Source organism: Vibrio owensii CAIM 1854 = LMG 25443 (genome assembly GCF_000817815.1).
In the GTDB taxonomy this organism is placed as follows: Bacteria; Pseudomonadota; Gammaproteobacteria; order Enterobacterales; family Vibrionaceae; genus Vibrio; species Vibrio owensii.
Genome location: NZ_JPRD01000058.1, coordinates 1 through 16,184 on the forward strand (window position 1 = coordinate 1; position 16,184 = coordinate 16,184).

At 47.3% G+C, this 16,184-nt stretch carries 13 protein-coding genes; 7 read left to right on the forward strand and 6 right to left on the reverse strand.

The features are described from left to right. Nucleotides 1–105 precede the first annotated feature (105 nt). From H735_RS25885 to trxA, 3 genes are all read right to left on the reverse strand, one after another. Nucleotides 106–1,098, reverse strand: coding sequence for a hypothetical protein (locus tag H735_RS25885; protein WP_027726773.1), 993 nt, complete (start codon nt 1,096–1,098; stop codon nt 106–108). A 106-nt stretch (nt 1,099–1,204) separates the two neighbouring features. Further along, the gene (gene rho / locus H735_RS25890) at nt 1,205–2,464 is read right to left on the reverse strand and encodes a transcription termination factor Rho (RefSeq protein ID WP_005440042.1); all 1,260 of its coding nucleotides are present in this window, start codon (nt 2,462–2,464) and stop codon (nt 1,205–1,207) included. Between the two features lie 196 nt (nt 2,465–2,660). Continuing rightward, nucleotides 2,661–2,987, reverse strand: coding sequence for a thioredoxin TrxA (gene trxA, locus H735_RS25895; protein ID WP_004745500.1), 327 nt, complete (start codon nt 2,985–2,987; stop codon nt 2,661–2,663). A gap of 111 nt (nt 2,988–3,098) precedes the next feature. Between trxA and rhlB the strand changes: the two genes are divergently transcribed. The 3 genes from rhlB (at nt 3,099) to H735_RS25910 (ending at nt 7,743) form a co-directional block, all read left to right on the forward strand. Further along, nucleotides 3,099–4,412, forward strand: a complete 1,314-nt coding sequence (rhlB, locus tag H735_RS25900) for an ATP-dependent RNA helicase RhlB (RefSeq protein ID WP_005440041.1) — start codon at nt 3,099–3,101, stop codon at nt 4,410–4,412. A 19-nt stretch (nt 4,413–4,431) separates the two neighbouring features. Continuing rightward, nucleotides 4,432–5,925, forward strand: coding sequence for a guanosine-5'-triphosphate,3'-diphosphate diphosphatase (gene gppA, locus H735_RS25905; RefSeq protein WP_020196963.1), 1,494 nt, complete (start codon nt 4,432–4,434; stop codon nt 5,923–5,925). A 174-nt stretch (nt 5,926–6,099) separates the two neighbouring features. Further along, nucleotides 6,100–7,743 carry a sugar nucleotide-binding protein gene (locus H735_RS25910; protein ID WP_020196962.1) on the forward strand — a complete coding sequence of 548 codons (1,644 nt, stop codon included), beginning with the start codon at nt 6,100–6,102 and terminating at the stop codon, nt 7,741–7,743. A gap of 221 nt (nt 7,744–7,964) precedes the next feature. Here the strand turns inward: H735_RS25910 and H735_RS25915 are convergent, their stop codons facing one another. The 3 genes from H735_RS25915 to recQ form a co-directional block, all read right to left on the reverse strand. Beyond that, nucleotides 7,965–8,639 (reverse strand): 7-cyano-7-deazaguanine/7-aminomethyl-7-deazaguanine transporter, encoded by a 675-nt coding sequence (locus tag H735_RS25915; protein WP_005378770.1) that lies wholly within the window; start codon nt 8,637–8,639, stop codon nt 7,965–7,967. 234 nt (nt 8,640–8,873) lie between these two features. Further along, complete coding sequence (locus H735_RS25920) at nt 8,874–9,179, reverse strand: DUF3630 family protein (protein ID WP_005378772.1); 306 nt, start codon at nt 9,177–9,179, stop codon at nt 8,874–8,876. 9 nt (nt 9,180–9,188) lie between these two features. Continuing rightward, a complete protein-coding gene (gene recQ / locus H735_RS25925) occupies nt 9,189–11,024 on the reverse strand; it encodes an ATP-dependent DNA helicase RecQ (RefSeq protein WP_020196961.1) in 1,836 nt (611 codons plus the stop codon). 176 nt (nt 11,025–11,200) lie between these two features. On the opposite strand from recQ, the gene rarD reads away from it, so the two are divergent. From rarD to ggt, 4 genes are all read left to right on the forward strand, one after another. Next, nucleotides 11,201–12,115: an EamA family transporter RarD gene (gene rarD / locus H735_RS25930; RefSeq protein WP_020196960.1), complete on the forward strand. Its 915-nt coding sequence runs from the start codon at nt 11,201–11,203 to the stop codon at nt 12,113–12,115. Nucleotides 12,116–12,187: 72 nt separating this feature from the next. Next, nucleotides 12,188–12,985, forward strand: a complete 798-nt coding sequence (locus H735_RS25935) for an AraC family transcriptional regulator (RefSeq protein ID WP_009696782.1) — start codon at nt 12,188–12,190, stop codon at nt 12,983–12,985. A gap of 91 nt (nt 12,986–13,076) precedes the next feature. Continuing rightward, a complete protein-coding gene (locus tag H735_RS25940; protein WP_020196959.1) occupies nt 13,077–13,736 on the forward strand; it encodes a LysE family translocator in 660 nt (219 codons plus the stop codon). 111 nt (nt 13,737–13,847) lie between these two features. Beyond that, nucleotides 13,848–15,614, forward strand: coding sequence for a gamma-glutamyltransferase (gene ggt / locus H735_RS25945; protein ID WP_020196958.1), 1,767 nt, complete (start codon nt 13,848–13,850; stop codon nt 15,612–15,614). Nucleotides 15,615–16,184: the final 570 nt, after the last annotated feature.

Consider the following 16,184-nt stretch of genomic DNA (forward strand, 5'->3'; position numbering starts at 1 on the left):
TTAAGTGAACGGCATTAGACGCTAAGATCCTCCTATTTTGTGTGGGTATGTGAGCTAGATTGCTTCAATAGAAACAACACGAAGAAACGGTCTTTTGAAGTGTCATTACTTCAAGAATTCCTGAATTTGCCGCGCCTTCACCTGGCGATTGCTTGAAACAAGCTCTTCCAACCAAGATTGATGCCCCTGCTTCGCTAACTCTCTTGCAACCAAAGTGGCTTCTTCTGAAAGCGCCATCTTGGCTACTAGGAATTGTTTTACGTTCGGAGTAAGTGGATTGGATCTCGTGAGTAACTCAATCGCGTAAGGTTTTAAGGTTGGATTGACGGTGGCATTCATCAATTGTTGTAGTGAGAATTCATCGCTCACCTCAGCCAATCTTTCAAGCTCTGTCTGGCTATTGTAATCTGCGCGCATTCGCCATAGCAGATCATACATGGCCTCATCTTGGCTAACTTGCGCCAAACGCACCACAACGGCTGTTGAAGGCAACCAGCTGGTGACGTTTGCATGGGTTAACTGCTTGGTGAGCGCTTCAAGTGCGTTGGGAGACAAACTGTCTAGCTCGCGAATAAGTAACGCTTCTCTGGTTTGCACTTGCTGTGACGTACCAGTAAGCCAATCTTTCAAATCAAGCTCTTGTCGCTCTGCCGCTAAAACAAACTCCAACGTACTTTGGTCTTGCTTCCAGCGCTTAATCAGACGACTGGCGATCGCAGGAAAATTAAACGCAGGCACACTAAATTCGTAACCATCACCACGTTCAAGTACTTGGTAAGTCGGCGTAATGCTGATCTGAGATTCGACAAAAATAGCCATTCTCGGCGTGAGGATGATTTCTTGCTGCTCTAGTTTTTCGAGCAATAGGAAGCGTACGACTTCTTGTTGAGGAAAAGCCAATCGGTCGAGGGCGAATTTGAGAGAGTCGACTTCGTCTCTGACTGCATAATCGAGCAATTCAGATACTTTGGTCTGTATATGGGTATCCTGAAGCCACTGTTCTACTACGGTTACCTGCATTTCCTTGGCAGATAACGTCGCGGGTAGTGTGATAAGTGACAAGCTCAGGAGTAATGACGACAACATTCCTTGTTGCATGTTAACCTCCCGATAACATTTCCTTCATTCTGATACTTCTATCGGGAGAAAGCAATAAAAAAGCCACCGATATACGGTGGCCCTTCGCAGAATTACTTATCTGAGACTACTGACGACGCATTGCATCAAAGAATTCGTCGTTGGTCTTCGTCATCGCTAGCTTGTCGATTAGGAATTCCATTGCATCGATTTCGCCCATTGGGTGAACAATCTTACGTAGAATCCACATCTTCTGAAGTTCTTCGTTCTTAGTTAGAAGCTCTTCACGACGTGTGCCGCTGCGGTTGAAGTCAATCGCTGGGAATACACGCTTCTCTGCGATTTTACGGTTCAAGTGGATTTCCATGTTACCTGTACCCTTGAACTCTTCGTAGATAACTTCGTCCATCTTAGAACCAGTATCAACTAGAGCAGTAGCAAGGATAGTTAGGCTGCCACCTTCTTCTACGTTACGTGCTGCACCGAAGAAACGCTTAGGACGGTGTAGTGCGTTTGCATCCACACCACCAGTCAGTACTTTACCTGATGAAGGTACTACGGTGTTGTATGCACGAGCTAGACGAGTGATAGAGTCAAGCAGGATAACCACGTCTTTCTTGTGTTCAACAAGACGTTTTGCTTTCTCGATTACCATTTCCGCTACTTGTACGTGGCGAGACGCTGGCTCATCGAACGTTGACGCTACTACTTCACCTTTAACTAGACGCTGCATCTCTGTTACTTCTTCTGGACGTTCGTCGATAAGAAGTACCATCAACTCACACTCTGGGTGGTTGTATGCGATGCTTTGAGCGATGTTTTGCAGAAGCATTGTCTTACCCGCTTTAGGCGGAGCAACAATCAGACCACGTTGACCTTTACCAATTGGCGATGCCAAGTCTAAAACACGTGCTGTGATGTCTTCTGTAGAACCGTTACCGCGCTCCATTACCATACGCTCGTTAGCGTGTAGAGGCGTTAAGTTCTCGAATAGGATCTTGTTACGAGCGTTGTCTGGTTTGTCGTCGTTAACTGTGTTGACTTTTAGCAGGGCAAAGTAACGCTCACCGTCTTTTGGTGGGCGAATTTTACCAGCAATTGAGTCACCAGTACGTAGGTTAAAGCGACGAATCTGACTTGGTGAAACGTAGATATCGTCTGGACCAGCAAGGTATGAGCTGTCCGCGCTACGTAGGAAACCAAAGCCGTCTTGCAGAATCTCCAGAACCCCATCGCCAAAGATGTCTTCGCCGCCTTTCGCGTGCGCTTTAAGAATTGCGAAGATGATGTCTTGTTTTCTTAGACGAGCTAGGTTCTCAAGACCCAGGCTTTCGCCAAGCTTTACAAGGTCAGACACAGGTCTGTTCTTCAGTTCAGTAAGATTCATGGTGGTGGATGCTTGTTTAGTCAAAATAAGATCTGTTTTCTAGTTAAGATGGATTTGGTCTCAGGATCGACCAAGAAGAGAAATTTGTTCAATTAACGCGCGATAAGTTAGCACTAATTAATATTCTAGTCCAGAGTTAGAAAAACAAAACCGCGCATTGTCATATTGCACGGTTTTGTTTGTAATCACTTGGTGATTATAGGTTTGCGTCTAGGAACTCTTTTAGTTGAGTCTTAGACAAAGCACCAACTTTCGTTGCCGCTACGTTACCGTCTTTGAATAACAGTAGCGTTGGAATACCGCGAATGCCAAACTTAGGTGGTGTACCTGCGTTATGGTCAATGTTTAGTTTACCGATAGTGAGTTTGCCTTCGTACTCGTCAGCGATTTCGTCCAGGATAGGAGCGATCATTTTACAAGGACCACACCATTCTGCCCAAAAATCAACTAGAACCGGGCCTGCAGCGTTGATTACATCGTTTTCAAAACCGTCATCAGTAAGCTGCAAAATCTTATCACTCATCTTCCACTCCAATGTGTTTTTCGAAACTGGTTGGATGATAACCAGTAAATAGATGCCCTATTGGAATGTATTTACTTTCTTATTGCAAGCTTTAGCTGATATTCTATCGCTATGAAAAAGACGCATATCACAGAGCAAAAGTTCGCCGATTTGGATTTAAAGCCCCAAGTTATTGAAGGATTGGAAAAAAAAGGGTTCGAATATTGTACCCCTATCCAAGCCTTGGCGTTGCCGGTACTGCTCACCGGCCAAGACATTGCAGGCCAGGCCCAAACGGGTACTGGTAAAACCCTCGCGTTTCTTACTGCTACCTTCAACCACCTTCTAACGACACCAGAGCACGAAGGCCGCAAGCCAACTCAGCCGCGCGCGATCATTATGGCGCCAACGCGTGAGCTAGCGATTCAGATCTTTAACGATGCTGAACCTTTGATTGCAAGCACAGGTCTTAAAGCCGCTTTAGCTTACGGCGGCGAAAGCTACGACAAGCAACTTGCTAAACTGCAAGACGGTGTAGACATTCTTATCGGCACCACAGGCCGTATCATTGATTTCTACAAGCAACGCGTATTCAACCTAAACAACATTCAAGCGGTTGTTCTGGATGAAGCGGACCGCATGTTCGATCTTGGCTTTATTAAAGACATTCGCTTCTTGTTCCGTCGTATGCCTGAGCCAAAAGAGCGTTTGAACATGCTGTTCTCAGCAACGCTGTCTTACCGCGTACAAGAATTGGCATTCGAACACATGCACAACCCTGAGCATGTTGTGGTTGAGCCAGAGCAAAAAACCGGTCACCGCATCCAAGAAGAGCTTTTCTACCCTTCGAACGAAGACAAGATGGCACTGCTTCAAACGCTAATTGAAGAAGAATGGCCAGACCGCGCGATCGTTTTTGCTAACACTAAGCATAAGTGTGAATCGATTTGGGGTCACCTAGCAGCCGATGGTCACCGTGTTGGTCTACTGACTGGTGATGTACCACAGAAGAAACGTGAAAAGATTCTTGAGCAATTCACCCGCGGTGAAGTTGACCTACTAGTCGCAACCGACGTTGCAGCTCGTGGTCTTCATATTCCTCAAGTAACACACGTATTCAACTTCGACCTACCAGATGATTGTGAAGATTACGTTCACCGTATCGGTCGTACTGGTCGTGCTGGCGCAAGTGGTCACTCTATTAGCTTTGCTTGTGAAGATTACGCAATCAACTTGCCACCAATCGAAGAATACATTGAGCACGCAATTCCAGTTTCTGATTACGATGCTTCGGCTCTAATCCAAGACTTGCCTGCACCACTTCGTATGCGCGCGCCTCGTACTCAGCAACGTCGCACCAACACAGGTGGCACTCGCTCTGGTAACCGCAAGCCGCAAGGACGTCGTCCTCGTCAGCCGCGTCAATCAGCGCCAAAACAATCATAAAAGGAAACTGAAGTCGTTTATGAGTCAAGCAGGATCATCACCGCTATACGCCGCCATCGACCTCGGGTCGAACAGTTTTCACATGCTCGTTGTGCGTCACATCGATGGCAGCGTTCAAACTATGGCTAAAATTAAGCGCAAGGTTCGTCTAGCCGCGGGCTTAGATGAACATAACTCTCTTAGTATGGAAGCTATGCAGCGAGGATGGGACTGCTTAAGTCTATTTGCAGAACGCTTGCAGGATATTCCTAAACAGAACATCCGCATTGTGGGTACCGCGACATTGCGTACCGCGACCAATGTGGATGTTTTTCTAGAGAAGGCGAACCAAATCTTAGGTCAGCCTATCGAAGTGATTACTGGCGAAGAAGAAGCCGCCACTATATATAAAGGTGTTGCTCACACCTCCGGTGGCAGCGGTCGTCGCCTTGTGGTCGATATCGGCGGTGCGAGTACCGAACTGATTATCGGTGAAGGTTTCGAAGCCAAAGCACTAACCAGTCTAAAAATGGGCTGTGTGACTTGGTTAGAGAACTTCTTTAAAGACCGCCAATTAAATGCACGTAACTTCGAAGCCGCAATTGAAGGTGCGAAGCAAACTCTGATGCCAATCTTAGAACAGTACACCAACCTAGGTTGGGATGTGTGTGTTGGCGCATCGGGTACCGTTCAAGCACTACAAGAGATAATGCTAGCGCAAGGTATGGACGAAGTGATTACTCACTCCAAACTTAAGCGTCTGCAAAAGCAGGCGATGCTTGCTGATCACTTGGAAGAGCTCGATATTGAAGGCCTTACCCTAGAACGTGCTTTGGTATTCCCAAGTGGCTTATCCATTTTAATTGCGATCTTTGAGCTACTAGAAATCGATGCTATGACACTGGCTGGCGGCGCGCTACGTGAAGGCTTGGTGTACGAGATGGTTGACGAGCTTCGTCAAAACGACATCCGTGCACGCACCATTTGTAGCGTACAAAGTCGTTACCAACTTGATTGCCATTACGGTGAACAAGTCGCAAAACTTGCGGGCAAACTGCTTGAGCAAGTTGGCGGTGAAGCGTGGGTTACTGAACCTCAAGGTAAAGTGCTGCTAGAAACAACAGCGAAGCTGCATGAAATCGGTCTGACTATCGATTTCAAAAAAGGTGGTGCACACAGCGCTTATCTGCTTCAGCACTTGGATTTGCCTGGTTACACGCGCGCACAGAAGTTCTTTATCGGTGAAATTGCTCGCCGTTACCGTGAACAGCTGACCTCACTGCCGGAGCAACATGCCCTGTCAGGAACCAGTGGTAAACGCGTACTGCGTCTATTGCGTCTTGCGGTTCTACTCAGCCATCGTCGTAACCCTGATCTAGAGCCAAATGTGACTCTAACAGCAGAAGGCGACAAACTGACGCTCAACATTGATGCGCAGTGGCTAGAGGCAAACCCACTGACAGCCGCTGAGTTAGAAATTGAATCCAACCGCCAGACAGACATCGGCTGGCCGCTAAGCGTCGTAGCAATATAATCGACCACTTCTGTCATAACGTATTAAGCCCAAGCACTCGCTTGGGCTTTTTGCATCGAACTTTTACCCCAACAAAACGTGCTGCTCAGCAAAAATCTCAGCATCTCCGCTCTACATCGAAAAACAGCCATGCTTTATTGATAAACACGATTTAGCCAACCAAGATGCACCATCATGAAAACCGTTTTAATGACTGGCTTAACAGGCACCCTCGCCCCTAAAGTTGCTCATCAGTTCCAACTTCGCGGCTGGAACGTATTGGAATGGAATCACCACAAAATCCCACCAGATGATCCACAGCAAAGTGAGCAATTTTGGCAACAGCACCACATTGATGCGGTGTGCCACATGGCGATGGGGAGTGAAGCGTGGGCAGCGTGGCTTGGTGAGCACTGCAAACAGCGCAACATTCCTTATCTTTTTGTCAGTACAGCAATGGTATTTGATGCCACAAAAAATGGGCCTTATGGCATCTTTGAAGAAAGAAACACCCAAGATGAATACGGCAAATACAAAGTTCGTTGTGAAGATGCAATCTGGCAAGCAAATTCGGATGCGATGATTGCTCGAATCGGTTGGCAACTCCATCACCAAGCAGAAGGCAATAACATGTTGGCGCATCTCGACCGCCAACATGCAGAGAACGGCGTTATTACCGCTAGCACGGCTTGGTATCCCGCGACTTCTCATATGGACGATACTGCACTCGCCTTTTTGCAGCTTATGGAGCGGAACGAAGCCGGTTTATATCACCTTGATAGCAACTTAAAGGATAAGTGGAATTTCTACGAACTCGTTTGTGCACTCAAGCAGCATTACAACAAGCAATGGCAAGTGCTGCCAAGCAATGACTATCACCATGACCAACGTTTAACAGATGAACGAATTGCCTTGCCGCCATTGAGTGAACGCTTCAACAAGCCAGAGCAAATCAAACAAGCTGGCATCATAGGAATCAACTGGGGACGCACGCACATTCCCCACTATCGAAACAATGGTGTATCGGTCACGACGTTATGCGCCAACCAAATAGAACCTCTTCAACAAGCGTGCAGTGAAGACGCAATCCCAAAGGTAGAAACGAGCATCAGCGCACTCAAACAACTTGATGTCGTGACAATCGCGACACCTGCGCATACTCATGCAGAGATCATAAAGACGTTAGATTCAACCAAGCTGATTTGTGAAAAGCCATTGGTGGGATTGAATTCTGACATCACTCACTGGCAGCAACCGAACGCCAACCTATTGGTTAATTACGCCTTTGCTCAGCTAAATACCGCCAAGACGATAGAGAAATGGCTCACCTCGCAAACCCAACCTTGTGTGGTCAATCTAGTCACCCAAGTTAACCTACCGGGCACCTTCACACTCAAAGAGTGGTTTCTTGAAACAGCTAGCCACCCTATTTCTTGGTTGCTGCACTGCTTCGGAGACTACTCTCAGTCAACACTGATTGAGGAAAACGGCCAACTGATCGTTGAGCTGCAATGTGGCGACCACCAGCTAAGATTTGTATTTGAATTAACAGGTGAGCCGGGCATCAAGCACAATCTAACGATTCAATCCAACCAAACCTTAACCAGCAAAGGCTACTACCGTGTCGGCGAAAAATGGCGTTTCGAGCCCATTCTCGTTAATGGCAAAGCGATAAATGATGGGGAGTACAGCGAATCTGATTGCTGGCAGGACGCCAATCAACGCAGTGTCGGTTTGATATTGGCGATGTTCAATCAAAGCATCAGTTGGGAGAACGGCCTGCAACTTGGCGCCTTCGATGCACAAAAAGCCATTTTGATTGAGAAGATGCTCTGTTAGCCGTTTCACCAGCGAGCTTTCTTTACGTTCCGTGTCTTCGATTAAAAGGTCTCACTCGGGACCTTTTTTATTGCTCATTTTTACCCTCGTACAGCTTAGGGAGCTTTTGGACACCCATGATCTAATTACTCCCACGCTGTACAAAACGCTCTAAACCCAAGTAAACAGACACAAAAAAGCCGCTTGATTTGAGCAAGCGGCTTTCGGGGTTCCCACTGATATTAAGACTGAACGCTTGTCGTCACCTTAAAGTCAGGGTTCACCGCAGTCAGCTTCTTAATTAGGTAATTCAGTAATACGCCGTACATAGGAACGAACAAACCAAGACTGATAATCAGTTTGAAGCCGTAATCCACCAGCGCGATTTCCGTCCAATGCTCCGCCATGAATGGATCTGGACTTTGGTAGAACGCAATGGCGAAGAAAGCGATGGTATCAAGTGCATTACCGAAAAGCGTTGAACACGTTGGTGCCACCCACCATTGCTTCATTTGACGTAAGCGGTTGAACACGTGCACATCCATGATCTGACCAAGTAAGTACGCCATGAAACTAGCAATCGCGATACGAGCAACGAATAAGTTAAATTCCCCTAGGTGACCAAAACCTTGGAATTGACCTTCGAAGAACACCACCGATAAGAAGTAAGACACTGCCAACGCAGGCAACATCACTAAGAAGATGATCTTACGCGCCAACTGAGCTCCGAAAATACGCACAGTTAAGTCAGTCGCTAAGAAAATAAATGGGAAAGTGAATGCACCCCAAGTGGTATGGAAACCGAAAATAGTAAACGGTAGCTGAACTAGGTAATTGCTAGATGCAATAATGACTAGGTGGAATAGAACCAGATAGATAAGGGCGTTGCGCTGCTGCGCAGGGGTAAAGTTACTCATGCAATACCTTTTTAGTTTGGTTTGGGGGTGAGGGAACCCAAATCGAGTCACTGAATAGAGTGGCTCTTACCAACAATGTAAAATGAAAAATAAACTGGCTTGGCTCATTCTGAGCGAAGCGGTGGGCGATTATACATTAACCACTTTTCGCCGCAAGTCGTCTGTTTTACGCAAACGTTTGAGCATAAAAAAGGGTGTTTCATGTGAAACACCCTTTCGAGAAAAATTCTATTTTTAGAAGCCGCGCTGGAACAATCCTGCAAGATAATCCAACTCTTCCCTGCTCTCTTCAATCGCTAACGCTTCAAACCAAATCGCTTCGCTGTAATGCTCTGCTTTCATAAACAGTCGGCAACCTTCAAAGTCAATCAGCCAAGAGTGAATGTCCGCATCCCATTGCTTTTCCACCACAGTAGCAGAAAGAAGCCCTACTAAACGCTCACCTAAGGCAGGAAAGCTATCAAGGTCAAAGCTCGGCGCAGTAATGATTAAGCGCCCTTCTTGTGCCATGTAGTCCGCTAAGCCAAATTCCTTTTGCATCTTGGTTCCTTATCCGTGGTGAGTAATGTGTTCTTGAATCAAATCAAGGAATGGATCGGCGTACTTCTCTAGTTTGCGCTGACCAACACCGCTGACTGCCAGCATTTCGCCGTAAGACGTTGGCAGAATTTCAGCCATATCAATCAAAGTCGCGTCACTGAAGACCACGTATGGTGGCAAACCATCTTCATCAGCAATCGACTTACGCAGCTTGCGTAACTTAGCAAACAGCTTTTTGTCGTAGTTCTTGCTGGTCAGTTTATCTGACTTCGCCGCACGTGCTGCGGTGTCTAAACGCGGAACCGCTAACTCTAGAGTCACATCGCCACGTAGCAGCGGACGCGCTTCTTCGGTAAGTTGCAGCGTTGAGTTGCGCGTAATATTTTGGAACAGCAGCCCTTTGTGGATTAACTGACGGAAGATACTCACCCAGTAATCATGGCTGTGATCGCGCCCTATCGCGTAGGTAGAAATCTTATCGTGCCCGTTTTCACGTACACGAATATTTTGCATGCCACGTAGTACTTCCACTACGTAGCCCATACCAAAGCTCTGATTAACACGGTACACACAAGACAACGCCTTACGCGCTTCTTCCGTGGCATCAAAGTGTTTCGGTGGATCTAAGCAAATATCGCAGTTGCCACATGGCTTCTCTCGATACTCACCAAAGTAATTCAATAGCACCTGACGACGACAAGTTTGCGCCTCAGCAAAGGCACTCATCGCATTCAGTTTATGGGTTTCCACCTGCTTCTGCGGACCATCGTCTTTCTCATCTAACATACGACGCAGCCAACTGATGTCCGCTGGGTCATACAACATCATGGCTTCCGCAGGTAAACCATCACGCCCTACACGACCGGTTTCCTGATAGTAGGATTCAATGTTACGCGGGATATCAAAGTGAACCACAAACCGCACGTTTGGTTTGTTGATGCCCATACCGAATGCCACAGTCGCCACTACGATTTGGATGTCATCCCGTTGGAAAGCTTCTTGAACGTAAGCGCGCTCATCGGCGTCCATACCTGCGTGATAACCAGCAGCACGAATGTGGTTGTTGCACAGCTTCTCGGTCACCATCTCAACTTTCTTACGGCTACCACAATAGATGATGCCGCAATTACCCTTTTGGGTTTCAAGATAACGAACGATTTGCGAAACCGGCTTGTGCTTCTCAACTAAGTTGTAGCGAATGTTAGGACGGTCGAAGCTGCCTAGATAAACCTCTGGATTATTCAGTTGCAGACGCTCAAGAATATCTCGACGCGTTGCGTCATCCGCCGTCGCTGTCAGTGCCATAAATGGCACATGGGAAAACTGCTGCTTGAGTTGACCAAGCGCGGCGTATTCGGGACGGAAGTCGTGTCCCCATTGGGAAATACAGTGCGCTTCATCAACGGCAATCATCGATAGCGGCAGATTTTCCAAGCGCTCAATGAAGTCACGCATCAATACGCGTTCTGGCGAGACGTACACCAACTTAAGATGCCCAGTGTGCATGCGGTTATACACGCTGAGCAGCTCTTCACGAGGCATGGTCGAGTTAATGCACTCAGCCGCTACACCGTTGGCTTTAAGCTGGTCCACTTGGTCCTTCATCAGCGAGATAAGCGGAGAGATCACCAAAGTAATGCCAGAGCGAACCAAAGCAGGAATTTGATAACACAGCGACTTACCGCCACCAGTAGGCAGGATAACTAAGCTGTCGCGACCTTCTACCGCGGCGTCAATCACCAACTGCTGACCATCACGGAACTCTTGGTAACCAAACACATCCTCCAACACACGTTGAGGCGTTACAGGCGAGTCTGATTGTTCGGCTAACAAGGTAGAGGTCATGAAAAATCTCAGATTGGGTCTTAAAAAGAGGTGCTTATGCATGCCACTAGCACGCAAAGTGAGGGCACATTGTAATGGGGTTTCATGGTGAATAAAACCGCAAATTGTTAGGTGATTCAGCTCACGACTCGTATACTGATTTTCTGCTCTATAAAAACTCAATTAGGTGACATCCCATGACACCAGAAGAACAACAACGCTCACGGCAAGGCGTCTTGCTTGCTATTGGCGCGTACACCATGTGGGGCATCGCACCCATTTACTTCAAATCGATTGCTGAAGTCTCGCCACTAGAGATCTTAAGCCACCGAGTGATTTGGTCTTTCTTTTTGCTAGCCGCACTCCTCCATTTTGGTCGCCATTGGCGCTCGGTTCGCGACATCATTAAAAACAAAACCAAGATGATGTTTCTGGTTTCTACTGCCATTTTGGTCGGTGCAAACTGGTTGATCTTCATTTGGGCGGTGAACTCGAATCACATGCTCGATGCCAGCTTAGGTTATTACATTAACCCACTGATCAACGTCTTACTTGGGATGGTCTTCCTTGGCGAGCGTCTACGTAAGCTTCAGTGGTTCGCGGTTGTCCTTGCTGCTTGTGGCGTATTAGTTCAGCTGATCGTCTTTGGCTCGGTGCCTGTGGTCGCTATAGCGCTGGCAATGAGTTTCGGCTTTTATGGCTTGCTGCGTAAGAAAGTCAGTGTGGAAGCACAAACCGGACTATTCATTGAAACCTTGGTGATGTTACCTGCTGCAACAATTTACTTGCTGTTTATTGCGAGTTCACCGACGTCCAACATGCTAGATAACCCAATGCAGCTGAATACCTTGTTGATTGCTGCAGGCGTGATCACGACCCTGCCGCTACTGTGTTTTACTGGCGCAGCAACCCGTCTAAAGCTATCGACGTTGGGCTTCTTCCAATACATTGGTCCGAGTTTGATGTTCTTGCTTGCGGTGCTGATCTACGGCGAACCGTTCACTAGCGATAAAGCCATCACCTTCGCCTTTATTTGGGGTGCTTTGGTGGTGTTTAGCTTTGATGGCCTGCGTAATAACCGCAAGTCACGCAAAGCGGCTCGTACTGCCTGATCGTTTTTTACAAGACATTTAAGAAATTGATGGATAAGCTTGGTCATAATGTGACCAAGCTTTTTTTATTTAATGGAACATATTCAGTACTACGCAACCGACCATGACAACTTGAGTCTGATAGAGGCGAAATACCAGAAATTTGCTTTTCAAAGGCATTACCACCTGGATTTTCATCTCGGTCTGATCACGCATGGTGCGCAGAAGTTCCAATACCAAGGTAACAGCCATCAAGTTGGTCACGGGCAAATTGTGATAATGCCGCCAGATGAGCTGCACGACGGGCAATCTAAGCTCGAAAGTGGCTATGAAGTGAATGTATTTGCGATCGAACCTCACCTATTGAGCGATCTGGCTGATCTTAAGCAAAACGGTCAAATAATACACTTCAACGAGCTGATCATCTCGGATCCACAGATATTTTCACAACTTAGTAACTTACACGGGCTACTTCGTCGTGAAAACCTCAGTCAACTCACCAAAGATTGCCTTCCTTTTGAAGGGTTTAACCAGCTTTTTGATCGCTACGGATCGCTTGAGCGACAAAAAGTGGTGCCGTTAGGAAATCAATCACTTGGAACGTTAAAAGATTATCTAATGGCAAACCTTGACCAAGCAGTGCGTTTGGATTCACTTTCAGAGCTGTGCCAACTGAGCCCCACTCAGTTCCAGCGCCACTTTAAAGCGCAAACTGGCATGACGCCTTATGCATGGTTCGCACGCCTGCGCCTTGAACAAGGCATGAAGTTACTGCAATCAGGTCAATGTGGTACCGACGTCGCCCATCAGATCGGTTTCTACGATCAAGCGCATTTCAGCAAAGCGTTTAAGCAGACCTACGGTGTTTCCCCTTCTCAAGTGACTCGTTAATTTCATTTACCGAGAAAGCTGTCAGTTTTTTACAAGCGCCACAGGTGACTTGCCACGACAATAGCCGCATTGGTTATATTTGAGATGTGTTATGAATGAGTCCACCATATTGCTGACGCTTGCCAGCATTCACTTTATTGCCCTAATGAGTCCAGGTCCCGACTTTGCGCTGGTCGTACAAAACGCGACGCGTCATGGTCGTCAAACTGGCTTGTACATTGCGTTGGGATTGTCTGTCGGTATTTTGCTGCACTCTTTGTTCAGCCTGACAGGCGTAAGTTATATCGTCCACCAGCACCCTGTATTGTATTCGGTGGTGCAACTGCTCGGTGGTAGTTATCTGCTCTATTTAGGTATTGGTGCATTGCGCGCCGTGATCTCGATGATCAAAAACCCACAAGCGGATCAACCTAAGAAGCAAAACAACCTAGTGATCAGCAATAAGCGTCAGGCGTTTGCTAAAGGATTTGCGACCAACATTCTTAACCCGAAAGCCTTGGTGTTCTTTATCAGTTTGATGTCGAGCTTAGTCCCTGCTGGTATGTCGATCACTGGCAAAGGTATTGCTTTGATCATCCTGTTTGGCTTGTCGCTATTCTGGTTCTCTAGCCTTGCGTGGATGCTGTCAACACAGCGCTTACAAAGTAAATTGCAACAAGCAGGCATCTACATCGACGGTCTGTGTGGCGTGGTATTTACTCTCGTGGGCGGCAGTATTTTGTACCAAACCATCAGCACTTTTATCGGATAAAGTACTGATTTAAAAGCGTAGCACAATCGACATTTCTAAGATTGCTGACTCGACGTGACTCTTCATGACTGCCAAGCTGAAAGCACAAAACTGGCAACATGGAGAGTCATCATGCATTGGACGTTCAACCGACTCGTGACCACGGGTCTTTTTCTTACTTCCCCACTCGTCTTATCTACCTCAGCCTTTGCTAACCAAGCAGCAGATGCGGTTGCGCCGGAGCACAGTACTGGCTTCGAGCAAAAGCAGTTGGTCAAAGCCAAAGATTATATGGTCACCGCAGCCAACCCACTTGCCACCCAAGCCGGGGCGGATGTTCTTGCTCAAGGCGGTAATGCTATTGATGCCATGGTTGCCGTACAACTGATGCTGGGCTTGGTAGAACCGCAATCTTCAGGCATTGGTGGTGGCGCCTTCTTAGTGTATTGGGACAGTGAGAAACAAAAACTGACTACGTATGATGGACGCGAAACCGCACCGCTCGCCGCGACGCCGAAACTCTTCCTAGATGAAAAAGGACAACCTCTGCAGTTTTACGATGCGGTTGTCGGTGGGCGTTCCGTCGCCACTCCTGGCACAGTGAAACTACTGTGGGACACGCACCAGAAATACGGCAAGTTAGAATGGAATAAAATCATCCAACCTGTAATTACCTTGGCTGAGCAAGGTTTCGAAGTCAGTCCTCGTCTCGCGAGTCTGATTGAGAAAGATGCCAAGCGCCTATCACGCTTCCCTGCGACTAAGGCTTACTTCTTCAATCCAGATGGCTCACCAAAAACCGAAGGCACGTTGTTGAAAAACCCTGAATACGCACAAACTCTGACGGCAATTGCAGAGCGAGGGGCAAAAGCTTTCTATCAAGGCGATATCGCCACAGACATCATCAAGACCGTACAGAATGCACCGGGCAATCCTGGCGTATTGGCACAACCTGACTTTGATGCGTTCCAAATCAAGCAACGTGAACCGGTTTGTGCGGCTTACCAAAGCTATGACATCTGCGGTATGGGACCACCAAGCTCTGGCGCATTGACGGTTGGACAGATTCTCGCGATCACCGAGCAATACGATCTTAAAGGTTGGGGAGCCGAAAGCGCGAAATCATGGCAAGTGATCGCCGACGCATCTCGCCTTGCGTTTGCGGATCGCGGTAAGTACATGGCTGACCAAGATTATGTGCCAATGCCAACCGAAGGCTTGCTTGATAAAGATTATCTCAAACAACGTGCTGAGCTTATTCAAGTCGGTAAAGCCTTGAGTAAGGTTGAAGCCGGCAATCCACCATGGTCACACGCGATGAACTTAAGCATGGACCAATCAATCGAGCTGCCTTCCACCAGCCATTTCAATATCGTCGATAAGCAAGGCAATGTGGTTTCAATGACAACAACCATTGAAAACGCATTTGGCTCACGCTTGATGGTGCGCGGCTTCTTGCTCAACAACGAACTGACCGACTTCTCCTTCCGCACGCATCAAAATGGTGTGCCAATCGCGAACCGCTTAGAACCGGGTAAACGCCCACGCTCATCCATGGCACCAACCATTATGATGAAGGATGACAAACCTTACATGGCAATTGGTTCACCGGGTGGCAGCCGCATCATTGGTTACGTCGCACAAGCCATTATCGCCCACACGCAATGGGATATGGACATCCAAAGCGCGATTAATCAACCACGATTACTGAACCGTTTTGGTACTTTAGATATTGAGCAAGGTACTGCTGCAGAAGGCTTGCAGCCTGAGTTGGAAAAGATGGGTTTTAAAACTGATGTTCGTGATTTGAACTCTGGACTGCATGCGATACGTATAACAAAAGACGGTCTTGAGGGCGCAGCCGATCCAAGGCGTGAAGGTGCCGCTATCGGGCAGTAAGAGTCTTTCGCTCGACCCCTTGTGCGAGATCTCTCACAAAGGGTTGAGCAAACCTCTCTTTTTTAATGGTAAAACCGTACAACAAAGAACATAAGTCATTGAATTTAATATTTATGTATCTTTTTTGAACGCAAAGAGAGTGAAAAAATGTGAGATTAGCCCGTTGTTGGAAATCGTTAAACACGTAATATTAAACCTGTCGGAAGGATGCTGACACGGAACAGGAAACACCACGGACTTGGTGAACTTCAGGAAGAAGAAACGGTTATTCAGGATGAATAGTCGGGCATGGATTGCAAAATTGGACATTGAACGGAATCAATAGTGACTAGGATGGTTGCTACTAAGGACGGGAGATGGACACCTCTGGACGAGGCAAGGATTTGAACATCAGGATGATGTCAGGGACACCGCTCAGGGAACAAGTGATGAGAGCTAACGAGGATGGTTAGCAGACCAGGATAAGGTCATTAAGGACACCGCTAGGAAGGCGACGTAAGGATTAAGCTGACGGATTCAGCAGACTATCATGGATTAGATGCATGGAGCACTCTTAGTAGCCGGATTGCT

Excerpts from the sequence above, each read along its gene's own strand:
- H735_RS25885 (WP_027726773.1), bottom strand. The coding sequence starts at position 1,098 with ATGCAACAAGGAATGTTGTCGTCATTACTCCTGAGCTTGTCACTTATC.
- rho (WP_005440042.1), bottom strand. The coding sequence starts at position 2,464 with ATGAATCTTACTGAACTGAAGAACAGACCTGTGTCTGACCTTGTAAAG.
- trxA (WP_004745500.1), bottom strand. The coding sequence starts at position 2,987 with ATGAGTGATAAGATTTTGCAGCTTACTGATGACGGTTTTGAAAACGAT.
- rhlB (WP_005440041.1), top strand. The coding sequence starts at position 3,099 with ATGAAAAAGACGCATATCACAGAGCAAAAGTTCGCCGATTTGGATTTA.
- gppA (WP_020196963.1), top strand. The coding sequence starts at position 4,432 with ATGAGTCAAGCAGGATCATCACCGCTATACGCCGCCATCGACCTCGGG.
- H735_RS25910 (WP_020196962.1), top strand. The coding sequence starts at position 6,100 with ATGAAAACCGTTTTAATGACTGGCTTAACAGGCACCCTCGCCCCTAAA.
- H735_RS25915 (WP_005378770.1), bottom strand. The coding sequence starts at position 8,639 with ATGAGTAACTTTACCCCTGCGCAGCAGCGCAACGCCCTTATCTATCTG.
- H735_RS25920 (WP_005378772.1), bottom strand. The coding sequence starts at position 9,179 with ATGCAAAAGGAATTTGGCTTAGCGGACTACATGGCACAAGAAGGGCGC.
- recQ (WP_020196961.1), bottom strand. The coding sequence starts at position 11,024 with ATGACCTCTACCTTGTTAGCCGAACAATCAGACTCGCCTGTAACGCCT.
- rarD (WP_020196960.1), top strand. The coding sequence starts at position 11,201 with ATGACACCAGAAGAACAACAACGCTCACGGCAAGGCGTCTTGCTTGCT.
- H735_RS25935 (WP_009696782.1), top strand. The coding sequence starts at position 12,188 with ATGGAACATATTCAGTACTACGCAACCGACCATGACAACTTGAGTCTG.
- H735_RS25940 (WP_020196959.1), top strand. The coding sequence starts at position 13,077 with ATGAATGAGTCCACCATATTGCTGACGCTTGCCAGCATTCACTTTATT.
- ggt (WP_020196958.1), top strand. The coding sequence starts at position 13,848 with ATGCATTGGACGTTCAACCGACTCGTGACCACGGGTCTTTTTCTTACT.